Genomic DNA, 22,392 nt, shown 5'->3' on the forward strand with positions numbered 1-22,392 from the left:
GGGTTCGGGGGTGAACGAAGACCGGTGTCACACCGCGAGGCCCTCCAGGACCTCGGCGCCCGGGAGCCTCGCCAGATCCCGGCCGGGGAGGATGAGTTTGCCCCGGCGGCGTCCGCTGCCGACGAGGACGAAGGGCGTGGCGGCGACCGCCGCGTCGATCAGGAGCGGCCAGTCGGCCGGCAGGCCGATGGGGGTGATGCCGCCGTACTCCATGCCCGTCTCGCCGATCGCCGTGTCCATCGGGGCGAACGACGCCTTGCGGGCCCCGAGATGCCGGCGGACAGTGCTGTTGACGTCCACGCGGGTGTTCGCCAGGGCGACGCAGGCGACCAGGGTGGTCAGCCCGCCCCGCTTCGCGGCCACCACCACGCAGTTGGCGGAGGCGTCCAGCGGGACGTCGTAGGCCTCGCTGAACGTCGCGGTGTCGGCCTTCTCCGGGTCGCCGTCCACGTAGAGCACGGAACGCGCGGCCTCCGGCGCGTCCCAGCGCGTGAGCGCGTCGGCCACGGGTCCGACGAGACGGTCGCGGATCTCCAGGGCCCGTTCGACGGACGTGAAGGTGCCGAAGGGGGCTTCGGGGCGCTCGTTCATGACGTTCATGAGGTGACTGTAGGCGACTCCGACGGCCGTCGTTCCGGCCGGTTCCGGCGAACACCGGCCACCGCGCGGCCGGCGGCACTACGGTCGGCGCGTCGGCCGTAGTGCCGGAAGGGGCGGGAAGAAGGAGGAGGTACGTGGGCAAGCACGGTGACGGCAAGGGCGGGGAGGACGGCGACAAGAAGCAGTCCCCCCGGGAGAGCGACGGGCAGTGGACCAAGCCCGTCACCGATCCACCGAAGAAGAAGTGAACCGAAGAAGAAGTGAACCGGAGAAGCGACGAAGTGAGTGGTGAGCGCGGATGAGCACCCCGGCACGCCTGGCCCGGATCCTCCTGAACAAAGGGTCCCTGCCCCCGGACTCCCCGTGGCGGAGCGCGGTCGAGGACGTGCCGCGGGACCTGTTCCTCCCCGGTGTCTTCGAGGCCGGCGACCGTGTGTACGACCGGCGGCGGGACCCGGAGCGGTGGGCCTGGGCGGTCCACGCCGACCTGCCGCTCGTCACGCAGGTCAACGAGGGGCTCGACCTCGGCGAGGACACCTACCGGCGCCCCACCTCCTCCAGTTCCATGCCGACGGTCATGCTGGAGGCGCTCGGTCTCCTGGACGTCCGCCCCGGCCACACGGTCCTCGAGGCCGGGGCCGGCACCGGCTACAACGCCGCCTGGCTCTGCCACCGCCTGGGCTCCGGCCACGTCACCACCATGGACATCGACCCGCGCATCGCCAAGCAGGCCGAGATCAACCTGGACCGGGCCGGCTTCGCCCCGCGCGTGCTGTGCGCCGACGCCGAGGACGGCTGGCCGCAGGGCGCCCCGTACGACCGGGTGCTCGCCACGTACACGGTGCCGGAGATCCCGTACGCGTGGGTCGAACAGGCCCCCGGCGGGCGGATCGTCGCCCCCTGGGGCGGTGGGTTGTTCCACTACAGCTATGCCGTCCTCGACGTCGCCGGCGACCGGGCCCGCGGTCGCTTCACCGGCCACCCGGCGTTCATGCACACCCGCACCCGGCCGGGCGGGGGAGGGCGCCTGAAGGACTTCCTCCACCACGAGGACGAGGGCACGCCCCGCCGTACGTCGCTGTGCCCTCTCGATGTCACCGGTGACCACGAGGCCCTCTTCTACGTGGACCTGGCCGTCCCGCACGCCTGGCACCTCGTGGGCACGGCGGACGACGGCAGCGAGGAGGCCACCGTCTGGCTCTTCTCCTACGACAAACGGTCCTGGGCGACGGCCGAGTACGTGCCGGGCCGGAGCGACTACGAGGTCGAGCAGTACGGGCCGCGCCGGCTCTGGGACGAGGTGGAGGCGGCGTACCGGCGGTGGGAGGCGTACGGCCGCCCGGAGCGCGGGCGCGCGGGCCTGACGGTGGACCGCGCGGGACAACGGGTGTGGCTGGACGAGCCGGAGCGCGTCATCGCGGCTGTCCCGGCGGTCTGATACGGAAGCCTGATACGGAAGGGTGGGGGGACCGGTCAGTGGTGCTGCCGGTCGCCCTCGGGGTGACGGTCGTCCCGGCGGTACCGGTCGTCCTGGCGGCGTCGGTCGTCCGGCCGCGCCGGGCCGCTGGGGGTCCTCTTCCAGATCAGCGTCATGCCGACGACCAGGACGACGGCGGCGACGAGGACGATCACGCCCTTCATCGCGTAGTCGAAGATCAGGTGGTGGAAGAGTTCGTCGGCGTCCATGGCCAGGGGAGTCATCGCCGGCCCTCCTTCCGGGACGTGTGGGACGGACCGTTCTCCAGCCGCTTGGCCACGGCCTTCAGGGCCGCCCGGGCGACGGGCTCGGCGTAACGGCGGGCGTCGTCCAGCCTGCCCCGGCGCTTGAGGACCAGGGCGACGGCGAAGGCGATCAGGGCCAGCACGACGACGCCGGCCGCGATCAGACCGAACCTGATGAGCATGAAATCGAAGTAGGTCTCCACGTCAGCGGGCCTCTCTCAGCATCGTTCTATCACGCTTGTGATAAATCCAATCTATCACGCCCGTGATAAAAAGAGGAATGCCCAGATACGTGGACCCCGAGGCCCGTCGCCGCCGCGTCGTCGACGCGCTCTTCCGGGTCGCCGCCCGCGACGGCCTCCAGCGCGCCTCCCTGCGCGCCGTCGCCGACGAGGCCGACCTCAACATCGGTTCCCTGCGGCACTACTTCGCCAGTCAGCAGGACCTGATGAACTTCGCGATGCGGTCGATGCTCGACCGGCTCGCCGAGCGGCTGCGGTCCCGCCTGGAGGACATCGGTGACCTCGGCCGGCATCCGCACGCCGAGCAGCGCCGCATCGCCGCCGACCTGCTCGGTGAACTCCTCCCGCTCGACGACGGCCGCCGCGCCGAGGTGACCGTCTTCATCGACTTCATCACCGCCGCCCGCACCAACCCGGCCCTCGCCGAGCTCTCCCGCGAGGCCGCCGTGGGGGAGCGGGAGCTGCTGCGCCGCGTCCTGAACCGGCTGACCACCACCGGCGCCCTGCGCCCGGACCTCGACCCGGACATCGAGACCGAGCGGCTGGCCGCCCTGCTGGACGGCATCAGCCTCGGGGCCGTGCTCCACCCCCACCTCGTGCCCCCGGACACCTGCGCCCTCGCCGTCACCACGCACCTGGAGAACCTGGCGCCGGAGTGACGGGCGTGACCGGCGCACACGGCTGAGGGCCCGGACCTGTACAGGTCCGGGCCCTCAGCCCTCTTGCGGTCCTCTCCCTCAGTCGAGGTCCTCGTCGTCCTCGTCAGGGTCGTAGCCCTCCGTCACCCCGAGCTCCCGCAGGCCGCCCGCCAGCGTCCCGAGCGTCTCGTCCGCCAGCCCCTCCAGGAACGCCGGGCACACCCAGGCGTCCAGGGGCGCGTCCTCGTGCTCGTCCTCGTCCTCCAGGTCCCAGCCGAAGTACTCGGATATCTCGGCCCGGCCACCCGGGCTGCGCAGCTGGTAGCCGACCTGGTTGGTGTAGTCGAGGTCGCGGGTGTCGGGGTGCTCGCCGGGGCCGTGAGCGCACGGCCGGTCGCGCAGCAGCGGAACGGCCGCCTTCACCCCCTTGTACATCGCCTCCAGCACGGCGGGATCGGTGACCCGCTCGGAGGCCGCGTACCAGCAGGTGGCGTACATGGTCACGAGGAAGCCGGCCAGCACGCCGCGCGTCGGGCGGTCGGGCAAGTACGAGGACTCGTCGATCAGTTCCTCGTACGGATCGCAGTAGGGGTAGTCGTTCACGATGCCGGAGAGAGTGCTCCTGCGGCTCTGGTGCTCCTCCGGCATCGCCATGGGCACGCGGCGGACGGAGAACGGGGAGATCACGTCCGCGGCGAGGCGGGCCCACCCGGCGACGTTGCGGGGGCACAGCACCCGCTCGGCGTCGCCGTCGCTCTCCGCGGGGAGCCCGGCGGTCAGCAGCCCGCCGGTCAGCAGTCCGGTGTCGGCGTGCCAGATCTCGTCCGCCAGCTCGTCCATCGCGGTCTCGTACGGGTGGAGGTCGTGCGCACAGGGCTGGGCGTCCAGGGCCTTCACCGCGGCGCACAGGGCGTCGACGGCGGCGCGTTCGGCCTCCGGCCCCGGCCGCCAGGCGAGGTGGCCCGACATGGCCACCAGCCCGGCCACCGCTACGCGCGCCCGCTCGCCGCCCGGGTCGGCGGCGAGCCGGCGCGCGCACTCCAGGACGAGGGGGTCCGCCTCCTCCGCGGTGGAGGTGTCGTCGATGTGCCGCCAGGCGTCGGCGAGCTGTTCGTCGGTGAGGTCGGTCGTATTGATCATGACCTGAACGACGGAGATGCGGAGGGGACGGTTCCCGTCAGAACCCCAGCGCCGGAGCCCCGTCGGTCCTGCGGTCGTCGAGGACCTGGGGCGCCGCCCAGGTGTAGCCGGTGTGCCGCGACCACCAGATGTGGTTGTCGCCCGCGCCGCGCCAGGCCATCAGCAGCCGTCCGTCGCTGCCGCGCGAGAGCGCGGGCGCCGCCTCGGTGCGGCGGTCCGTCAGGGCCTGTTGCGGGGACCACGACGTGCCGTCGAAGTACGACCACCAGATGAGGGTGTCCGGGCCGGTGCCGCGCCACGCCATGACGGGCGTGCCGTCGGCCCCCGTACCCAGGGCCGGGGCCCCGTCGGTCCTGCGGTCGTCGAGGACCTGGGGCGTGGACCAGCTGTAGCCGGTGTACCGGGACCACCAGATGTGGTTGTCGCCCGCGCCGCGCCAGGCCATCAGCAGCCGTCCGTCGCTGCCCCGCGTGAGGGCGGGCGGGGCTTCCGTACGGCGGTCCGTCAGGGCCTGCTGCGGGGACCACGACGTGCCGTCGAACTGCGACCACCAGATGAGGTTGTCGGGGCCGGTGCCGCGCCACGCCATGACGGGTGCGCCGTCAGCGCCCGTGCCGAGGGCCGGGGCGCCGTCGGTTCTTCGGTCGTCGAGGGACCGCTGCGAGGTCCAGCCGCCGCCGTCGAACCGGGACCACCAGATGTGGTTGTCGCCCGCGCCGCGCCAGGCCATCATCGTCTGCCCGTCGCCGCCCCGCGTGAGGGCGGGCGGGGCCTCGGTGCGGCGGTCCGTCAGGGCCTGCTGCGGGGACCAGGTGGCGCCGTCGAACTGCGACCACCAGATGAGGTTGTCGGAGCCCGTTCCCCGCCACGCCATCACGGGCCGGTCGGCCGCTCGGACGGTCCGGGACCCGCCCGCCGCGTCCGCCGCCGAAGGCTGTGCCACCAGTGCGGCGAGCAACGCGGCGGCCGCGCACAGCGCGCCGCGCGTACGACCCCGCGCTCGGGGTCGTGACCAAGGTGCCGAGGACATACGGAACATACGTGCCTCCCTGCGGACGCGCGGACCCGATGGGGTGGTCCGGGATACGCCGGACGACCATGGCGTGGGCGGCACCCCGCCGCAAGCCTCCCGACAGGAACGGCGGATACCGGTGCGCGCCGCACACGGCCGGGAGCGCGGTCCGGAGCGTCTCCCCGAGCACGAAGGCCCAGGTCGAACGGCACCGCGCGGTCGAACTAGTCTGTGGCGCATGCCCGAGGAATCCCCGCTCATCAAGAGTCTGCGCGCGGCCGTCGACGCCGCCCCCGACGACGTGCCCCTGCGGCTGCACTTCGCCGGGCTCCTGCTCGCGCAGGGGCTGCGGCAGGAGGCGATCGCCGAGGCCGCGGGGGCTCTGCAGCGGGAACCGGGCAACCCGGAGGCGCAGACGCTGATGGCCCGCGCGGTCGCGCCCGCGCCCGTATCCCCGGCGCCCGTATCCCCGGCGCCCGTATCCCCCGCACCCGCCCCGGCTCCGGCTCCCGACGGTGGCGCGTACGACTGGCGGCGTGCCGAGGACGAGGTGTCCGGCATCGTCCCGCCCCGCTTCGTGCGGCCGTCGGCGGACGAGGCGGACGGGCCCGCCCACCCCGCGCCGGAGCGAGCCGGACAGCCCGTCGCCGCCGCGGACGGTGACGGCGACGACACCGACGCCTCCGCCTGGGACGTCCAGAGCACCACCCTCACCCTCGCCGACGTCGGCGGCATGGTGGAGGTCAAGGAGCGCCTGGAGGCCGCGTTCCTCGCCCCGATGCGCAACCCCGAACTGCGCCGCCTCTACGGCAAGAGCCTCGGCGGCGGCCTGCTGCTGTACGGGCCGCCCGGCTGCGGCAAGACGTTCATCGCCCGCGCCGTGGCCGGCGAACTCGGCGCCCGCTTCATGTCCGTCAGCATCAGCGACGTCCTCGACATGTGGCTCGGCACCTCCGAGCGCAACCTCAGCGAGCTCTTCGCGACCGCCCGCCGCAACGCCCCCTGCGTCCTCTTCCTCGACGAGATCGACGCGCTGGGCGCCAAGCGCAGCCAGATCCGGCACACCGGCATGCGCACCACCGTCAACCAGCTCCTCACCGAACTCGACGGCGTGGGCGCCTCCTCCGACGACGGCGTGTTCGTCCTGGCCGCGACCAACCACCCCTGGGACGTCGACACCGCCCTCCGCCGCCCCGGCCGCCTCGACCGCATGCTGCTGGTGCTGCCGCCCGACCGGCCCGCCCGCGAGGCGATCCTGCACCACCAGCTCAAGGACCGGCCCGTCGCCGGCATCGACCTCGGGCGGCTGGCCAAGCGCACCGACGGGTTCTCCGGCGCCGACCTCAAGCACCTGTGCGAGTCGGCGGCCGAGCGCGCCCTGATGGACTCGGTGCGCACCGGACACGCCCGGATGATCGGCATGGACGACTTCACGGCCGTCCTCGGCCAGGTCCGGCCGTCCACCGGCCCCTGGTTCGCCTCCGCGCGCAACGTCGCCCAGTTCGCGAACGAGGGCGGGGCCTACGACGAGCTGCTCGCCCACCTGAAGAAGCGGAAGATGCTGTGACCACCGAGACCGGGACCGGGACCGGGACCGAACCGACCGACCTGAAGGAACGCGCCAGGGCCCTCATGGGTGTCCAGCGCTACCCGCAGGCCGCCGAACTCCTCGGCCGCCACCTGGCGGAATCGCCCGGCGACGCCTGGGCCTGGTGCCTCCTCGCCCACTGCCGCTTCCGCGACGGCGACCACGCGGGCGCCCTGAAGGCGGCCGACGAGGGCATCGCCGCCGACCCCGAGTGCTGGTACGCGTGGGAGCGGCGGGCGTTCCTGCTGCCGTTCACCGCGCGCTTCGCCGAGGCGCTCGAAGCCGCCCGGGAGGCCGTGCGCCTGGGCCCCGGGATCGCGGACACCCACAGCGTCCTCGCCCGCTGCCTGATCATGACCGGCGACAGCGAGGGGGCCTACGAGGCCAACCGCAAGGCGGTCGAGCTCGAACCCGAGGACGCCCGGCTGCACTTCAACCTCGGCGGGACCGCCTCGATGATCGGCCGCACCGATGTCCAGGCCGAGGCCCTGCGCGCCGCCCTCCGGCTCGACCCGGACTACGCCGAGGCCCGCGCCCAGCTCGCGGAACTCGAGGTCGAGGCCCGGCGGATGAAACTGCCCGAGCTGGCCGGCGAGTACAGCGCCGCGCTGGGTGCCCAGCCGGACGCCGTCCACGTCCAGTACCGGCTGAACCAGCTCGTCCTCAGGCTGCTGCGCCGCACCCGCTGGTTCGCCCTGCTCTGCCTGCTGATGGCGGCCCAGGCCTCCCGCGCGTTCCCCACGGGCGACGACGTGCGGGACCTGCCCGTGCCGCTCGGCACCCGGCTGTGGGTCCTGCTGCTGATGGGCGTGGTCTGGGCGCTGGGCGCCTGGTTCCTGGCGTACCGCAAGCTGCCGCGGGGCGCGCGGTCCGTCGTGCACTCGCTGCCGCGCCGCCACTGGGCGGCCAGGCTCCCGCTGATCCACGCGCTGTGGGGCACGCTGTGCGCCGTCCTGCTGGTCGCCGTCCCGTGGACGGACCGGGGCCACGAGCAGGCCCTCGCGCTGGTGGGCGCGGTCCCGGTCGTGCTCGCGATGTGGTTCGGCAACTCCTGGCGGCGCGTGCAGAAGGAGCGCCGCGAGAAGGGCTGACGGGCCGGGGTCGGCCGCGTGCCCTACGCGGCCGCCCCCGGGAAGGACCTGCGGTAGTCCGTCGGCGTCACCCCGAACTGCTGGGTGAAGTGCCGGCGCAGATTGGTGCCCGTGCCCAGGCCGCTGAGGTGGCTGACGCGCTCCACGGACAGGGTCGTGGTCTCCAGGAGCGACTGGGCGCGGGCGAGGCGCTGGGTGAGGAGCCACCGCAGGGGCGTGGTGCCGGTGGCGGCGTGCAGCCGCCGGAAGAAGGTGCGGGGGCTCATGCCGGCCCGGGCGGCGAGGTCGTCGACGCCGATCGGGCGGTCGAGGTGCTCGCGGGCCCAGTGCAGGACGGGGGCGAGTCCGTCGTCGTCGGTCTCGGGGACGGACAGGTCGACGTACTGGGCCTGGCCGCCGGGCCGGTGGGCGGGGACGACGAGCCGCCGGGCGAGCTGGTTGGCGACATGGGCGCCGAGGTCGCGGCGTACGAGGTGCAGGCACAGGTCGAGGCCCGCGGTGACGCCGGCGCTGGTGAGGACGTCGCCGTCGTCGACGTAGAGGACGGAGTCGTCGACCCGTACGCGCGGGTGGCGGCGGGCGAGGGCCTCGGTGTGCATCCAGTGGGCGGTGGCGCGGCGGCCGTCGAGGATGCCGGCGGCGGCGAGCGCGAAGGCGCCGGCGCACAGGGAGACCATGCGGGCGCCGGAGTCCGCGGCCTCGCGCAGGGCCTCCAGCAGCTCGCCGGGCAGCTCGCGTTCGCCGTCGACGCACGCCTCGGGCACGGAGGGGACGATCACCGTGTCCGCGCCGCGCAGCCCGTCGAGGCCGTGGGACGCGCGCAGGGTGAGCCCGAAGGGCCCGGCCCCCGGCCCCGGCTGCCGCGGGTCACCGCCCCCGGTGGAGCACAGGCGCAGGTCGTACCAGGGATCGGCGAGGTCGTGGTGCGGGATGCCGAAGACGGTGCAGACCACTCCCAGTTCGTACAGGTCCCACAGGGGGACGTCGTCGTCGATGACGGCCACGGCCACGGTTCCGGCACTCATGATCGCCAGCGTAGACGAGGCGGCGCGGGGGGTGATCCCGAGTGGCAGGAATGGTGCGACGGACGGCAGTTCCGCCACTGTCGGGGAGCCCGGCGCGGTGCGAGGGTTGCCGTACGTGATCAGCATTCGTGACGAACGGTGAGAAAAACCATGAACGTTACTGTCCTCGGTCTGGGCTCGATGGGTACGGCCCTGGCCGGCGCGCTCCTCGACGCGGGCCACACCACCACCGTCTGGAACCGCACGGCGGGCCGGGACCGGACCCTCGTCGCCCGCGGCGCCGCGCCGGCGGCGAGCGCCGCCGAGGCCGCCGGGGCGAGCCCCCTCGTCCTCGTCTGCCTCTCCGACCACGACGCCGTCCACGGGCTGCTCGACCCGCTGGTGGACGTGCTGCGCGGCCGCACCCTGGTCAACCTCACCTCCGGCACGCCCGAGCAGGCCCGGGAGAGCGCCGCCTGGGCCCGGTCCCACGGCATCGGCTACCTCGACGGCGCCATCATGTCGACCCCGCCCGGCATCGGCAGCTCCCAGATCATGCTGCTGTACAGCGGGTCCTCCCAGCTGTTCGCGGAGTACCGCGAGACGCTCGCGAGCCTGGGCGACCCCGTCGACCTCGGCGACGACGCGGGCACGGCCTCCCTCTACGACACCGCCCTGCTCGGCATGATGTGGGCGACGCTCGCCGGCTGGCTGCAGGGCGCGGCCCTCGCCGGCGCCGACGGGGTGGACGCGACGGCGTTCACGCCCGTCGCCGTCCGCTGGACGGCCGCCGTCAACGGATTCATGACCGCCTACGCGCCGCAGATCGACGCGGGCGTCTACCCCGGCGACGACGCCACCCTCGACGTCCACCTCGGCGCCGTCGAACACCTCGTCCACGCGAGCGCCCGGCGCGGCCTCGACCCGCGGCTGCCCGAACTGCTCAAGTCCACCATCGAGCGGGCGGTCGCCGAGGGGCACGGCGGGGACGGCTACGCCCGCCTGATCGAATCCGTCCGGCGGTAGATAGGGTGGTGACACCCCGTCACCACGGTCGGGGCAAGGCGGCGGTGAGGGGCGGCCGCCACCGGCGGCGGCACACGTTTCCTCCTCACCGCCACCCCGGTAAGGAGGCCCACGTGACCGACTGGATCACCACCCCCATAGACGCCAGCGTCCTGCGCGGCGTCCTGGAACTGGAGCGGACCGCGCACGGCGTGCTGCCGCACAGGCTGCCCGCCCGGGCCCGCGCCCAGTTCCCCGACGCCTTCCTGGGCATGGTCGAGGCCCAGCCCTCGGGCGTACGGCTGGCGTTCCGTACCCGTGCCACCGCCGTCGAGCTGGACGTGCTCCCCACGAAGGTGGTCTACGAGGGCGGCCCGAAGCGGCCCGACGGCGTGTACGAGCTGCTCGTCGACGGGCGCCCGGCCGGCCGGGCCACGGCGGACGGGGGCAACACCTACGTCGTCGACATGGCCACCCAGGCCATGACGCCCCGGCCCGGGTCGCCCGTCACCGTCAGCTTCTCCGGGCTTCCGGGAGAGGCGAAGGACGTCGAGATCTGGCTGCCGTACGGGGAGCTCACGCAGCTGATCGCCCTGCGCACCGATGCCCCGGCCGAGCCCGTGCCGGACCGCGGCCGCCGGGTGTGGCTGCACCACGGCAGCTCCATCAGCCACGGCTCCAACGCCGAAGGACCGACCGGGATCTGGCCGGCGGTGGCGGCTTCCCTCGCCGGCGTGGAGCTGATCAACCTGGGGCTGGCGGGCAACGCCCTGCTCGACCCGTTCACCGCGCGGGCCCTGCGCGACACCCCCGCGGACCTGATCAGCGTGAAGATCGGCATCAATCTCGTCAACCACGACCTGATGCGCCTGCGCGGGTTCGGCCCGGCGGTCCACGGTTTCCTCGACACGATCCGCGAGGGGCACCCCACCACGCCGCTGCTGGTCGTGTCCCCCGTCCTGTGCCCGATGCAGGAGGACACGCCGGGCCCCCTCGCTCCCGAGTTCGATGGCCGGACCCTGAGCTTCCGGCCGCTCGGCGACCCGGCGGAGACGGCTGCCGGGCGACTCACGTTGAACGTCGTCCGGGCCGAGCTCGCGCGCATCGTCGAGCGCCGGGCCGCCGAGGACCCCCACCTCCACTACCTCGACGGCACCTCGCTGTACGGCGAGAAGGACGCCGCCGAGCTGCCGCTGCCCGACGGCCTCCACCCGGACACGGCCGGCCACCGGCGCATCGGGGAACGCTTCGCCGAGCTGGCCTTCGGCGGCACCGGCCCGTTCGCGTAAGCCGGCGGCCTCAGGGCTCCAGCAACCGCCCGCGCAGCGCGGCCACCAGATCGTCGCCGGCGCCGAGGCGCTCGGCGGCGTAGCCGCGCACCGAGCCGTAGCGTGCGGTGAGTTCGGCCATGACGAGCCGGATGAGCTCGGCGGGGGCCCGGCCGTAGCCGGGCCATGTCAGCGTCAGGCCGGGGTGGTTGGCGTGCCACTCGGCGACGAGACGGTCGGTGGCCAGCCCGGTCAGGGCGAAGTCGGCGGCGATGTCGTCCTCGTCCACCCCGACCAGGTCGAGGACCAGCATGGCCAGCAGGCCGGTGCGGTCCTTGCCGGAGTGGCAGTGGAAGACCAGGGGGCCGGTGTCGCCGGCGATGACCTCCAGGGCGCGGCCGATCTCCGCGGCCCCGTCGTCGGCGACCTCGGCGTACTTGTCCGCCAGGAAACGCACCGGCTCGACGTCCGGTCCCAGGCCCGCCTGGTTGTACGGCCGGTGCTCGATGCTCAGGTTGTGGTAGTCCAGCGACGGATGGTCCGGGACGCGCCCGCCGCGCTCGATCTCCCAGGGGTAGCGGAGGTCGATGACGGTACGGGGCCCCAGCCCGAGGAACCGGTCCCAGTCCGCGCCCCGCAGCTTGCCCAGCGAGTCGGACCGGAACAACCGTCCCCAGCGGACCGTCCGGCCGTCGGCGGTCCGGTAGCCGCCCAGATCACGGAAGTTGTGCAGACGCTCGAACACGATATGTCTCATCACGCCGGACACTCTAGATCGTCCGTGTTGGGCACGCTGAGTGAGAATGCCCTACTTTATGTGACCGCCGTGAGTGTCGGTCGACCGTGGGGCAGTGCTGCCCGAGTCGTATGGCTCCAACGGTTCCCGGGTCGATCCGCTGAATTGTTCGACCCCTCGCGGAGGAGGTTTTCATGCCGGCCGATCCCGGGCGCGAACTCGCGTTGGCTTTCGAATAGATTATCGGCGGTCCGCTGCAGAGCGTCATCAAGGCCAGCGCGATGGCCGCCAACGCCACCGCTGAGTTCGTCGACAGGGTGGGCTTCGTCCGCAAGACGGACCCGACCAGCAAGGTGACGTACAGCGAAGCCCGCACGTGGACTTCCATGTGACGCGCAAGAAGCACGGCTCGGACGGCAAGGCGGCCGAACCCGAGACGGTGACCATCACGGCACCGCTGCTGACGATCGTGCCCGTGCCCTACCTCCAGCTCAAGACCGTGCGGCTGGACTTCGAAGTGAAGATCCAGTCCACGACGGTGGAGAAGCGGTCGAAGTCGGTCGGGGCCTCGGCCGAGGCCAGCGCCAGCTTCTGGCGCTGCTCGGCGTCCTTCAAGGCGTCGTACGAGTCGAAGAGTTCGCGCGAGGACACCACCAGCAAGGCGGCCACGCTCAGCGTCCACGTGGAGGCGGTGCAGGAGGACATGCCCGCAGGTCTCAAGCGCATTCTCTCGATCCTCGAGACCGCGATCGATGACACCCCGCACAAGGGAACGGCGCCGCCCAAGGAGGAACTCGAGGCCGAGAAGACGAAGAAGACAGAGGAGCAGAAGGCCGACAAGGCAGAGAACCCGGAGAGCAGCTAGTGAACACGGCGGCGGCGTAGCACGCCGCGGTATCGGAACGGCGCGGCCCCCGCGCACGCCACGCGGCGGGCCGGCGCCCACACCAAGGGGTGGAAACATGGCGCAACTGACGGTCGACCAACCGGCGTCGCCCGAGCCCGGCCGTGTCGCCCTGCCGCACGTGGACAGCGTGGACCTGCCGGACGACGCGCACGAGACCCTCGCCTCCGGCGCCCCGGGAGGAGACCGCCGGCCGGCTCGCGGAGGCCCTCGACGCGCTCCGCGCCCTGCGCAAGCGCTACCGGAGCACCGGCCATCCGATCGAACTTCCCGACCCCGTCGAGCTGGCCAGGAGTGAGGCGACGGATATGGCAGACAGCGAGAGCGGCAATACCCCGGTCATGGTCGACCAGCTCCTGGGCGCCGCCTATCAGGCGGTGGTGCGGGGTCAGTCCTACGCCGCCGCCGAGGCCGTCGACATCATCGACAAGGGGATCGCACCCCGGTGTCATCCACGCCCGGATCTCCACCTCGCATTCCAACACCTCGCTCAAGGTGAAGACGAAACTGCGCCATCAGCGACCTGGGACATCTGCGGCACAGCCAGATGGTGGAGGTCGTCCCCGCGTCGAAGGAGATCGCCAAGAAGGTCGAGAAGGCCAAGGAGGAATTCGAGGCGACGGCCCAGAAGCTGCGGGAGAAGGTGAACACCGGTGGGGACGGCGAGGACCGGCTCGGCGACCTGCCGGACGTGTGCGGTGAGATCGGTGACTTCCGCTACCAGAAGGGGCTGGACCCTGCGACGGATCAGCAGCAGATCCAGGAGAGGGTGAAGTACTGGAACGACGAGTGCAAGCGTCTCAAGACCGAATTCGAAAAGCAGCCCGAAGTGGTGAAGCTCGTCGAACAACTGAACAAGTCGGCAACCGCGCTCTGGGACCTCAAGGAGAAGCAGGGCGAGGCCGACGGGAAGGCGGGGAAAGAGAATCGGGGTGAGGAGGGCTAGCCGGCCTCCGGCGCCGCCGTCGCCGCGCGCGTGATGTTCCTGGCCATGCCGCCGAAGACGACGGTGTGGAACGGGGCGACGCTCCACCAGTAGGCGTGCCCGAGCAGGCCGCGGGGGTGGAAGAGGGCACGCTGGCGGTAACGGGTCCGGCCGTCGGGGGTGCGGTCCACGGCCATCTCCAGCCAGGCGAGCCCCGGCAGCCGCATCTCGGCGCGCAGGCGCAGCAGTCGGCCCGGTTCGAGCTCCTCGACCCGCCAGAAGTCCAGCGAGTCGCCCACCCGCAGCCGGTGCGCGTCGCGGCGGCCGCGGCGCAGGCCGACGCCACCCACGAGGCGGTCGAGCCACCCCCGGGCGGCCCAGGCGAGGGGGAAGGAGTACCAGCCGTTCTCGCCGCCGATGCCCTCGATCACCCGCCACAGCCGCTCGGGCGGGACGTCCACGGTCTCTTCGCGGCAGTCGGTGTAGAGGCTGCCGCCCGCCCAGTCGGGGTCGGTGGGGAGCGGGTCGCTGGGGGCGCCCGCCACGGCGGCCGACGACCAGCGCGTGGCCACCTGGGCCTCCCTGACGCGCCGCAGGGCCAGGGCGAGGGCCTCGTCGAGGCCGATGAGGCCCTGCGGCGGGTCGGGGACGTAGCGGGCGATGTCGTGGTCGCGGCAGACGACCTCGTGGCGCAGCGACTCGGCCAGTGGGCGGGCCAGGCTTCCGGGTACGGGGGTGACCAGGCCGATCCACAGGCCGGACAGGCGCGGGGTCAGGACGGGAACGGGCAGGATCAGCCGCCGGGGCAGTCCGGCGACCGTCGCGTAGCACCGCATCATGTCGCGGTAGGTGAGGATGTCCGGGCCGCCGATGTCGAAGGCCCGGTTGACCTCGGGTGGCAGTGTGGCGCCCGCGACGAGGTAGCGCAGGACGTCGCGGACGGCGATCGGCTGGATCCGGGTGCGCACCCAGCTGGGCGTGACCATGAGCGGCAGACGCTCGGTCAGGTAGCGCAGGATCTCGTACGAGGCCGAGCCGGAACCGATGACGACGGCGGCCCGGAGGACCGCCGTGGGCACCCCCGAGGCCAGCAGGATCCGGCCGACCTCGGCGCGCGAGCGCAGGTGAGGGGAGAGATCGTCCTCCCGCTGTCCGGCCGGTGTGAGGGCGCCGAGGTACAGGAGGCGCCCCACGGCCGCCTCGCGGGCCCGCTCGGCGAAGAGCCGGGCGGCGCGGCGGTCGGTCTCCTCGAACGATCCGCCGGTGCCGAGGGCGTGGACGAGGTAGTACGCCACGTCCACGCCGCGCAGCGCTTCGCGCAGCGAGCCGGGGTCGGTCACGTCGCCCCGGACCACCTCGACGCGGTCCGCCCACGGATGGTCGCGCAGCTTCTCCGGGGAGCGGGCGAGGCAGCGCACGCGGTGACCGGCGGCGAGGAGTTCGGGCACGAGCCGGCCTCCGATGTACCCGGTGGCGCCTGTGACCAGGCACAGCTTTCCGGCGCCGTCCTCGTGCCCGCCTCGCATGTGCCGTCCTCCGCCGTGTGCCGCCCGGGTCAGGGGTCAGGGTGCGTACGGAGGCAGCGTACGGTCCCGATCAGTCCCGGGGGCCGATCACACGCCCCTCCTCCGTCACGGTGATGGCTCCGGCCGGGCAGGAGTCCGCCGCGTCGAGCACCGTCTCGTCAGGGGTCGTCGCGTCGCCGTCGAGGGGCCGGGAGCGGTCGTCGTGCAGGGTGAACGACGTGGGGGCCAGGGCCGTGCACATGCCCGAGCCCATGCACCGGGTGCGGTCCACCGTCACCTTCCAGGCCATCGCTCACCACCCGACCGGCAGCGAGCGCGGTCCGCGCACCAGCATCTGGGTCTTCCAGACGATCTCGCCGGCCACATGGAGGCCCGGCAGGCGCAGGACGAGGGCCCGCAGGGCCTCCTGGAGCTCGACGCGGGCGAGGGGTGCGCCGAGGCAGTGGTGGACGCCGTGCCCGAACCCCAGGTGCTGGTTGGTCCCGCGGCCGAGGTCGAGGGCCTCGGGCGCGTCGAAGCGCCGCGTGTCGCGGTTGGCGGAGCCCACGGACACGAGGACCGGCTCGCCCTCGCGCACGAGCGTGCCGCCCACCTCGACGTCCTCGGTGGCGTAGCGGGGCATGGCGGCGGCCATGCCCAGGGGGACGAAGCGGAGCAGCTCCTCCACGGCGGCGGGGATCAGACCGGGATTCCCGCGCAGGCGGGCGAGTTCGTCCGGGTGGTCGAGGAGGGTGCACACGAAGTTGGGGATCTGGGTGGCGGTGGTCTCGTGGCCGGCGACCAGGACGCCCACGCACAGGTCGACCAGCTCCTCCTCGGAGAGGCGGTCGGCCTTGTCGCGGGCCTCGATCAGGGCGGTCATCAGGTCGTCGGCGGGCCGGGCGCGGTGGTCGGCGATCAGCCCGGACATGTACGCGCGCAGCTCCTCGCGGCTGGCGTCGGCCTCCTCGGCGGTGAGCGAGCTGGTGGACAGCGCGTCGTCGCTCCACTTGCGGAAGAGGGGGCGGTCGGCCTCGGGCACCCCGAGCAGGCGGCAGATCACGGAGACGGGGATGGGCAGGGCGTAGGACTCGACGAGGTCGGCGGGCGGGCCGGCGTCGATCAGATCGTCCAGCAGGCTCTCGGAGAGGGCCCGGATGTCGGGGCGCAGCCGCTCGACCCGCTGGACGGTGAAGGCCTTGGTGACCAGGGTGCGCAGCCGGGTGTGGTCGGGCGGGTCCATGGAGAGGATGCCGCTGTTGTTCTGGCCCGGCGACTGGCGGGGCTCGTCGTGCGCGGCGCCCACGGCGCGGCTGAAGCGCCGGTCGCCGAGGACGAACCGGGCGTCGGCGTAGCGGGTGACGAGCCAGGCCGGTTCGCCGTACGGCAGCCGGACGCGCCGCAGGCCCGCGTCGCCGCGTGCGGTGGCGTACTGCTCGGACAGCTCCAGGCCGGTGGCCTCGTTGAAGGGGTAGGCGGTGGGCTCGCTGTGGGAGGTGGACATCCGGACCTCGTGTTCCCTCGCGTGGGCAGTGGAGTCTCGCACCGTGCGGCAAGTGATGTAAGCACCTGCTTACATCACCGTAGGACGTGGTAGGAAGGACGTCAACGACGCCTGTTCCCAGGCGATTTCGAGCGGGTCGCCGAGGAGGAGGAACGGGATGACGACCGAAGAGATGGCGTCCGGGGGGACCGAGCGCCGCCGTGACGCCGACGCCACGCGCCAGAGCCTGATCGAGGCGGCGGCGGAGCTGTTCGCCGAGCGCGGCTACGACAGGACGACGGTGCGCGCGATCGCCGCCCGGGCCGGGGTCAACCAGGCCCTGCTCTTCCGCTACTTCGGCTCGAAGACCGCGCTGTTCGGCGAGGTCGTGGCGCTGGACGGGCGGCGCCGGCTGCGGGAGACGCCGGCCGAGACCCTGCTGGAGGCCGCCCTGCGGGATCTGCTGGCGCCCGCCGGGGCCCCGCCCGGGGACCGTTCGCTGGAGGTCTTCCTGCGCTCGGTCGGCGGGGACGACGAGGCCGCGCGGACGAGCCGCCGGCTGACCGAGGAGTACGCCGGCGTGCTGGCCGGACTCACCGACTCCGACGACGCCGAGCTACGGGCCTCCCTCGTCCTGGCCTGGCTGCTCGGCATCGGGCTCACCCGCGTCGTCGTACGCCAGGAGCCGCTGGCCGGAGCCGACCCGGAACAGGTGTGCCGGCTGATGCTGGACGCGGCCCGCACGCTGCTGGAGCGGCTGCCGTAGGGCCCGGCCGTCCCGGCGGGCACACGAAGGCGTCCCGGTGCCGCCGTGCGGCACCGGGACGGATGCGCCCTCAAGGGCGTGCCGGTCAGGGACCGGTGTCACCCGGGTGGGAGCAGAGCCCGCCGCGGTAGTTGCTGTCGTACCAGGCCCCGGTCGCGTCGAGGTCCAGGTTGGTGCGGCCCGGCCCGACGCAGCGGTGGTAGTCGCCGCGCGGGAAGCGCTTGACCTGGATCCAGACGTTGGTGTTGTTGGCGCAGTGCTCGTAGTAGGCGCGCTCGCCGCCCCGGCTCTCGTTCCACCCGCAACCCTGGATCTTGGCGGGCGCTGCGGCGCTCGCCGGCGCGGTCACCGAGCAGGCCAGCGCTCCGGCCACCGCGAAGGCGGCCAGACCGATCCGGAGACCTCGGCGGGCGGGCCCGCCGGTGGGCGATCCATATGTCCTCATGCGTTTTCCTTCCCTCGGTCCGACGAGGCGGTGGGTGCCTCCGACGTCAGACTGGCCCGGCTGCGCCGAATCCGGCCACATGCTTCGAAGGTGGTCGAAGAGGGAGGAAAACATCAGTGCGAAGGGGCGATACCGGCCGGGTCCGCGCAGGCCCCCGACCAGCGGGGAGACGATGTCCGGGGCCGGCGCGGCTCAGCCCATTCCGGCCAGGGCCAGGGGGAAGTGCTCGAAGAAGGCCACGGCCTCCTCCCGCCAGTACGGCCGCCAGCCGGCGGCCTCGGCGCCGGCCGCCTCCGCCGTGCGCAGGATGCCGGCGCGCAGCCGCTCGTCGACACCGTGCCGGCGCGCCACGGCGCGGACCCGCTCGACCATGTCCGGCGGGCAGGACGGATCGGCCAGCGCGGACTCGACCAGCTCCCGCTCCGCGCCCTCGGTCGCCGCCAGGACGGCGCGGATCGCGTAGCCGCGCCGCCCCGAGCGCAGGTCGGACCCGGAGGGCTTGCCCGTGACCGCCTCGTCGCCGAAGAGGTCGAGGTGGTCGTCGCGCATCTGCCCGCCGATGCCGACGAGGGTCGCGTACCGGCGCAGCCGCGCGTCATGTCCGGAGAGGTCCTCGCCGGCGGCCAGGAGCCCCATCCGCAGCGGGGCGAGGATGGAATAGCGGGTGGACTTGTACTCGGTGACGCAGTGCAGGAGCTCCTCGCTCGGCAGGTCCTCGAAGTCCCGCTCCAGATCGGTGATCTGGCCCGTGACCGTGTCGGTGCTCGCGCTCAGCTGGGCGTCCAGCAGGGCCTGCTTCACGCCGGCCGGCAGCTCGGCGTCGAGCAGGACCCGTACGGAGAGGAAGGCGGCCAGGTCGCCCGCCAGGATCGCCAGCCCCAGCGCGGTCCGCTCGGCCCCGGGGAACTCCGCGCGGTAGGCGTAGTACGTCGACGGTGCGCCGCGGCGCGTGGCCGAGTCGTCGATGATGTCGTCGTGGATCAGCGCGTGCGTCTGGAACAGCTCGATGCTCAACGCGGCCTCCGCCAGCCCCGGAACGGGCTCGGCGGACACCAGCCCGGCCGCCTCGTGGAGCAGCGCGACGCGCAGCCGCTTGCCGCCGCGCAGCGTGTGGTCCCGCAGGAGGTCCAGACAGCGCGGGGTGAAACGGCTGAGCGGCGGGGTGTCGAGGTTCCGCGCCAGCGAGTCGAAATAGGCCTCGCAGACGGCGTCGAACCCCCGCCGATGAGCGGCGAGACGCTCCAGGGCGCCCGCGATCGTGTCGTTCATACGGTGAGTCTCCCAGGCCGGAGGGGGCCGGGGCCCCGCCCGTAAATGCGCGGCGGAGCGCGGCGGCCGGTCGTAGCGTTGCCGCATGGTCCTCGACGATTCCCCCGGAGATTCCTCCTCCCTCGACATCGGCACCCTCCCCACGGCCGAATTCGCCTTCCCCGGTCCGCTGCGCGATCAGCTCGTGGCCGCGATCCTGGACGGCTCCAAGACGACCACGACCGGGCTGGTCGACGAGTACGAGCGCGAGCGGGAGGCGCTGCCCGAGCCCGGGCGGCGGTCCGTGGTGGTCGACTCGGACGACCAGCCCGTGGCCGTCATCGAGCTGTCCGACGTCCGGGTCGTCCCGCTGGCGGACGTCGACCTCGCGCACGCCGTGGACGAGGGCGAGGGCTGCACCACGGTCGCCGAGTGGCGTGAGGTGCACGAGCGGTTCTGGCACGGCGACGAGATGCGGGACGCGATGGGCGACCCCGACTTCACCGTGGACGACTCCACGCGCGTCCTCCTCCAGCGCTTCCGGCTCGTCGCCGATCTGCGCCCCGCCCGCTGACGACGTGCCGCCCGGCGGCGTGAGCCGCGTCTCATCCCGGGTGGGGGTTCTTGCCTATGAAACGAGTTGCATAGCAGGATCCGGCGTATGGCGCTCGACCACGCGATCCTCGTCTCCCTGCTGGAGAAGCCGGGTTCCGGCTATGAGCTGGCCCGGCGGTTCGAGCGGTCCATCGGCTACTTCTGGACCGCCACCCACCAGCAGATCTACCGCGTCCTCAAGCGGATGGAGGCCGACGGCTGGATCGAGGTCCGCGAGGTGGCACAGCAGGGCAAACCGGATAAGAAGCACTACTCTGTCGCCGCTCCCGGCCGGGCCGCCCTCTCCGCGTGGCTGCACGAGCCGATCGAGCCCGAGAGCGTCCGGCACGACCTCGCGGTGAAGATCAGGGGTGCCGCCTTCGACGACCCGGCCGCGCTCATCCGCCAGGTCGAGCGGTACCACCAGGCGCACTCCGAACGGCTGACGCACTACCTCGCGGGGGAGCTGCGCGACTTCACCGGACCCGAGGCGCCGGCGTTCGACGCCACCGACGCCGGCCGGGAGCTCCAGCACGTCGTGCTGCGCGGCGGCATCGCGTACGAGCGGATGACGCTCGCCTGGCTCGACGACGTCCTCGCCACCCTCCAGCGCATCCAGGAGGCGCGGACCGCCGGATCGCCGGCCGGCGAGCACCCCGGCTCCTGACCCGGCCCCTGACCCGGGCCCCACCGACACCGAACCCCTTCACCCCCCGACCCGAACCGGAAGGCGAACACCCATGGCCGACCCGCTTCTCTTCAACCCGCGCACCTACGACCCGGCGCACTTCGACCCCGAGACCCGCCGGCTGCTGCGCGCCACCGTCGACTGGTTCGAGGAGCGCGGCAAGCGCAAGCTGATCGAGGACTACCGCTCCCGCGCCTGGCTGGCGGATTTCCTCGCCTTCTCCGCCAAGGAAGGGCTGTTCGCCACCTTCCTGACCCCCGCCTCCGCCGCCGGTGGCGCGGAGGACAAGCGCTGGGACACCGCCCGGATCGCCGCCCTCAACGAGATATTCGGCTTCTACGGGCTCGACTACTGGTACGCCTGGCAGGTCACCATCCTCGGCCTCGGCCCGGTCTGGCAGAGCGACAACGCCGCCGCACGCGCCCGCGCCGCCGAACTCCTCGACCAGGGCGAGGTGTTCGCCTTCGGCCTGTCGGAGAAGACCCACGGCGCCGACATCTACTCGACCGACATGCTGCTGGAGCCCGACGGCGAGGGCGGCTTCCGGGCCACCGGCTCCAAGTACTACATCGGCAACGGCAACGCCGCGGGCCTCGTCTCCGTCTTCGGGCGCCGTACCGACGTCGAGGGCCCCGACGGCTACGTCTTCTTCGCCGCCGACAGCCGCCACGAGGCGTACCACCTCGTCAAGAACGTCGTCGACTCCTCGAAGTACGTCAGCGAGTTCCGGCTGGAGGGCTACCCGGTCGCGGCCGAGGACATCCTCCACACCGGCCGCGCCGCCTTCGACGCCGCCCTCAACACCGTCAACGTCGGCAAGTTCAACCTCTGCACCGGCGCGATCGGCATCTGCGAGCACGCGATGTACGAGGCCGTCACCCACGCGCACAACCGCATCCTCTACGGCCGTCCCGTGACCGCCTTCCCGCACGTGCGCCGCGAGCTGACCGACGCCTACGTCCGTCTCGTCGGCATGAAGCTCTTCAGCGACCGCGCCGTCGACTACTTCCGCACCGCCGGCCCCGACGACCGCCGCTACCTCCTCTTCAACCCCATGACGAAGATGAAGGTGACGACCGAGGGCGAGAAGGTCATCGACCTCATGTGGGACGTCATCGCGGCCAAGGGCTTCGAGAAGGACACCTACTTCGCGCAGGCCGCCACCGAGATCCGGGGCCTGCCGAAGCTGGAGGGCACGGTCCACGTCAACCTCGCGCTGATCCTCAAGTTCATGGGCAACCACCTGCTGAACCCCGCGGAGTACGCGCCCGTGCCGACCCGCCTCGACGCGGCCGACGACGCGTTCCTCTTCCAGCAGGGCCCGGCGCGGGGCCTCGGCTCCATCCGCTTCCACGACTGGCGCGGCGCCTACGACGCGTACGGCCACGTGCCCAACGTCGGCCGCTTCCGCGAGCAGGCCGACGCGCTGTGCGAGTTCGTCACCACCGCCGCCCCCGACGAGGAGCAGAGCCGCGACCTGGACCTCCTCCTCGCCGTCGGCCAGTTGTTCGCGCTCGTCGTGCACGGCCAGCTGATCCTGGAGCAGGCGCGCCTGACCGGCCTCGAGGAGGACGTCCTCGACGAGCTGTTCGCCGTCCTCGTCCGCGACTTCTCCGCCCACGCCGTCGAGCTGCACGGCAAGGACTCGGCCACCGAGGAGCAGCAGGCCTGGGCTCTGGGCGCGGTCCGCCGCCCGGTCGTCGACGAGGCCCGTTCGGCCCGCGTCTGGGAGCGCGTCGAGGCGCTGTCGGGCGCGTACGAGATGGCGCCGTAAGCACCGCTCGTCGC

The 22,392-nt window shown here is 72.7% G+C and carries 25 protein-coding genes; 13 read left to right on the top strand and 12 right to left on the bottom strand.

The annotated features are described in order from the left end of the window. Window positions 1-27: 27 nt before the first annotated feature. Window positions 28-591 (bottom strand): YbaK/EbsC family protein, encoded by a 564-nt coding sequence (locus AC07BS_RS16700; protein WP_478644182.1) that lies wholly within the window; start codon window positions 589-591, stop codon window positions 28-30. Window positions 592-898: 307 nt separating this feature from the next. Between AC07BS_RS16700 and AC07BS_RS16705 the strand changes: the two genes are divergently transcribed. Then, complete coding sequence (locus AC07BS_RS16705) at window positions 899-2,038, top strand: methyltransferase domain-containing protein (RefSeq protein WP_478932805.1); 1,140 nt, start codon at window positions 899-901, stop codon at window positions 2,036-2,038. Window positions 2,039-2,073: 35 nt separating this feature from the next. Here the strand turns inward: AC07BS_RS16705 and AC07BS_RS16710 are convergent, their stop codons facing one another. Together AC07BS_RS16710 and AC07BS_RS16715 are read right to left on the bottom strand one after the other, a co-directional pair. Continuing rightward, entirely contained in the window at window positions 2,074-2,301 is a 228-nt protein-coding gene (locus tag AC07BS_RS16710) for a hypothetical protein (RefSeq protein WP_478932806.1), read from the bottom strand. Continuing rightward, window positions 2,298-2,525: a hypothetical protein gene (locus AC07BS_RS16715; protein WP_478643489.1), complete on the bottom strand. Its 228-nt coding sequence runs from the start codon at window positions 2,523-2,525 to the stop codon at window positions 2,298-2,300. Before AC07BS_RS16715 ends, AC07BS_RS16710 begins: the two co-directional genes overlap by 4 nt. 77 nt (window positions 2,526-2,602) lie before the next feature. On the opposite strand from AC07BS_RS16715, the gene AC07BS_RS16720 reads away from it, so the two are divergent. Beyond that, a complete protein-coding gene (locus AC07BS_RS16720) occupies window positions 2,603-3,223 on the top strand; it encodes a TetR/AcrR family transcriptional regulator (protein WP_478932808.1) in 621 nt (206 codons plus the stop codon). Between the two features lie 78 nt (window positions 3,224-3,301). On the opposite strand, the gene AC07BS_RS16725 is transcribed toward AC07BS_RS16720, so the two are convergent. Both AC07BS_RS16725 and AC07BS_RS16730 read right to left on the bottom strand, forming a co-directional pair. Beyond that, window positions 3,302-4,342, bottom strand: a complete 1,041-nt coding sequence (locus AC07BS_RS16725; protein ID WP_478643483.1) for a hypothetical protein — start codon at window positions 4,340-4,342, stop codon at window positions 3,302-3,304. Between the two features lie 37 nt (window positions 4,343-4,379). After that, window positions 4,380-5,381 carry a PLL family lectin gene (locus AC07BS_RS16730; protein WP_478932810.1) on the bottom strand — a complete coding sequence of 334 codons (1,002 nt, stop codon included), beginning with the start codon at window positions 5,379-5,381 and terminating at the stop codon, window positions 4,380-4,382. A gap of 211 nt (window positions 5,382-5,592) precedes the next feature. On the opposite strand from AC07BS_RS16730, the gene AC07BS_RS16735 reads away from it, so the two are divergent. Together AC07BS_RS16735 and AC07BS_RS16740 are read left to right on the top strand one after the other, a co-directional pair. Then, entirely contained in the window at window positions 5,593-6,921 is a 1,329-nt protein-coding gene (locus tag AC07BS_RS16735) for an ATP-binding protein (RefSeq protein WP_478932812.1), read from the top strand. Then, window positions 6,918-8,033, top strand: coding sequence for a tetratricopeptide repeat protein (locus AC07BS_RS16740; RefSeq protein ID WP_478932814.1), 1,116 nt, complete (start codon window positions 6,918-6,920; stop codon window positions 8,031-8,033). Before AC07BS_RS16735 ends, AC07BS_RS16740 begins: the two co-directional genes overlap by 4 nt. A 23-nt stretch (window positions 8,034-8,056) precedes the next feature. On the opposite strand, the gene AC07BS_RS16745 is transcribed toward AC07BS_RS16740, so the two are convergent. Further along, window positions 8,057-9,043, bottom strand: coding sequence for a GlxA family transcriptional regulator (locus AC07BS_RS16745; protein WP_478644179.1), 987 nt, complete (start codon window positions 9,041-9,043; stop codon window positions 8,057-8,059). A 165-nt stretch (window positions 9,044-9,208) separates the two neighbouring features. On the opposite strand from AC07BS_RS16745, the gene AC07BS_RS16750 reads away from it, so the two are divergent. Together AC07BS_RS16750 and AC07BS_RS16755 are read left to right on the top strand one after the other, a co-directional pair. Continuing rightward, window positions 9,209-10,063 carry an NAD(P)-dependent oxidoreductase gene (locus tag AC07BS_RS16750; RefSeq protein ID WP_478643473.1) on the top strand — a complete coding sequence of 285 codons (855 nt, stop codon included), beginning with the start codon at window positions 9,209-9,211 and terminating at the stop codon, window positions 10,061-10,063. A 113-nt stretch (window positions 10,064-10,176) separates the two neighbouring features. Further along, the gene (locus tag AC07BS_RS16755) at window positions 10,177-11,331 is read left to right on the top strand and encodes a GDSL-type esterase/lipase family protein (RefSeq protein WP_478932816.1); all 1,155 of its coding nucleotides are present in this window, start codon (window positions 10,177-10,179) and stop codon (window positions 11,329-11,331) included. Between the two features lie 10 nt (window positions 11,332-11,341). On the opposite strand, the gene AC07BS_RS16760 is transcribed toward AC07BS_RS16755, so the two are convergent. After that, window positions 11,342-12,067, bottom strand: a complete 726-nt coding sequence (locus tag AC07BS_RS16760; protein ID WP_478932818.1) for a tyrosine-protein phosphatase — start codon at window positions 12,065-12,067, stop codon at window positions 11,342-11,344. A 221-nt stretch (window positions 12,068-12,288) separates the two neighbouring features. Here AC07BS_RS16760 and AC07BS_RS16765 point away from each other — a divergent pair, with 221 nt between their 5' ends. From AC07BS_RS16765 to AC07BS_RS16775, 3 genes are all read left to right on the top strand, one after another. Then, window positions 12,289-12,438 (top strand): hypothetical protein, encoded by a 150-nt coding sequence (locus tag AC07BS_RS16765; RefSeq protein WP_478933052.1) that lies wholly within the window; start codon window positions 12,289-12,291, stop codon window positions 12,436-12,438. Then, on the top strand, window positions 12,435-12,911 hold the full coding sequence (locus tag AC07BS_RS16770) for a DUF2589 domain-containing protein (protein WP_478932820.1): 477 nt from the start codon (window positions 12,435-12,437) through the stop codon (window positions 12,909-12,911). Before AC07BS_RS16765 ends, AC07BS_RS16770 begins: the two co-directional genes overlap by 4 nt. Window positions 12,912-13,497: 586 nt before the next feature. Further along, entirely contained in the window at window positions 13,498-13,896 is a 399-nt protein-coding gene (locus tag AC07BS_RS16775; RefSeq protein WP_478932822.1) for a hypothetical protein, read from the top strand. On the opposite strand, the gene AC07BS_RS16780 is transcribed toward AC07BS_RS16775, so the two are convergent. The 3 genes from AC07BS_RS16780 to AC07BS_RS16790 form a co-directional block, all read right to left on the bottom strand. After that, the gene (locus AC07BS_RS16780) at window positions 13,893-15,401 is read right to left on the bottom strand and encodes an SDR family oxidoreductase (protein WP_478932824.1); all 1,509 of its coding nucleotides are present in this window, start codon (window positions 15,399-15,401) and stop codon (window positions 13,893-13,895) included. The two genes, AC07BS_RS16775 and AC07BS_RS16780, sit on opposite strands and share 4 nt — an antisense overlap. Before the next feature lie 70 nt (window positions 15,402-15,471). Continuing rightward, complete coding sequence (locus tag AC07BS_RS16785; RefSeq protein WP_478643450.1) at window positions 15,472-15,690, bottom strand: ferredoxin; 219 nt, start codon at window positions 15,688-15,690, stop codon at window positions 15,472-15,474. A 3-nt stretch (window positions 15,691-15,693) separates the two neighbouring features. Then, window positions 15,694-16,884 (bottom strand): cytochrome P450, encoded by a 1,191-nt coding sequence (locus tag AC07BS_RS16790; RefSeq protein ID WP_478932826.1) that lies wholly within the window; start codon window positions 16,882-16,884, stop codon window positions 15,694-15,696. Between the two features lie 157 nt (window positions 16,885-17,041). Between AC07BS_RS16790 and AC07BS_RS16795 the strand changes: the two genes are divergently transcribed. Further along, on the top strand, window positions 17,042-17,629 hold the full coding sequence (locus AC07BS_RS16795) for a TetR/AcrR family transcriptional regulator (protein WP_478932828.1): 588 nt from the start codon (window positions 17,042-17,044) through the stop codon (window positions 17,627-17,629). A gap of 85 nt (window positions 17,630-17,714) precedes the next feature. On the opposite strand, the gene AC07BS_RS16800 is transcribed toward AC07BS_RS16795, so the two are convergent. Continuing rightward, complete coding sequence (locus tag AC07BS_RS16800; RefSeq protein WP_478643441.1) at window positions 17,715-18,074, bottom strand: DUF6355 family natural product biosynthesis protein; 360 nt, start codon at window positions 18,072-18,074, stop codon at window positions 17,715-17,717. Window positions 18,075-18,266: 192 nt separating this feature from the next. After that, the gene (locus tag AC07BS_RS16805; RefSeq protein ID WP_478932831.1) at window positions 18,267-19,343 is read right to left on the bottom strand and encodes a polyprenyl synthetase family protein; all 1,077 of its coding nucleotides are present in this window, start codon (window positions 19,341-19,343) and stop codon (window positions 18,267-18,269) included. Window positions 19,344-19,428: 85 nt separating this feature from the next. Between AC07BS_RS16805 and AC07BS_RS16810 the strand changes: the two genes are divergently transcribed. The 3 genes from AC07BS_RS16810 to AC07BS_RS16820 all read left to right on the top strand — a co-directional run bounded on the left by AC07BS_RS16810 (window position 19,429) and on the right by AC07BS_RS16820 (window position 22,378). Next, window positions 19,429-19,896 (top strand): ASCH domain-containing protein, encoded by a 468-nt coding sequence (locus AC07BS_RS16810; protein WP_478932832.1) that lies wholly within the window; start codon window positions 19,429-19,431, stop codon window positions 19,894-19,896. An 87-nt stretch (window positions 19,897-19,983) separates the two neighbouring features. Next, window positions 19,984-20,583 carry a PadR family transcriptional regulator gene (locus AC07BS_RS16815; RefSeq protein WP_478932834.1) on the top strand — a complete coding sequence of 200 codons (600 nt, stop codon included), beginning with the start codon at window positions 19,984-19,986 and terminating at the stop codon, window positions 20,581-20,583. 73 nt (window positions 20,584-20,656) lie between these two features. Continuing rightward, entirely contained in the window at window positions 20,657-22,378 is a 1,722-nt protein-coding gene (locus tag AC07BS_RS16820; RefSeq protein WP_478932836.1) for an acyl-CoA dehydrogenase family protein, read from the top strand. Window positions 22,379-22,392: the final 14 nt, after the last annotated feature.

It is taken from the genome of Streptomyces sp. NPDC044063 (assembly GCF_056434285.1).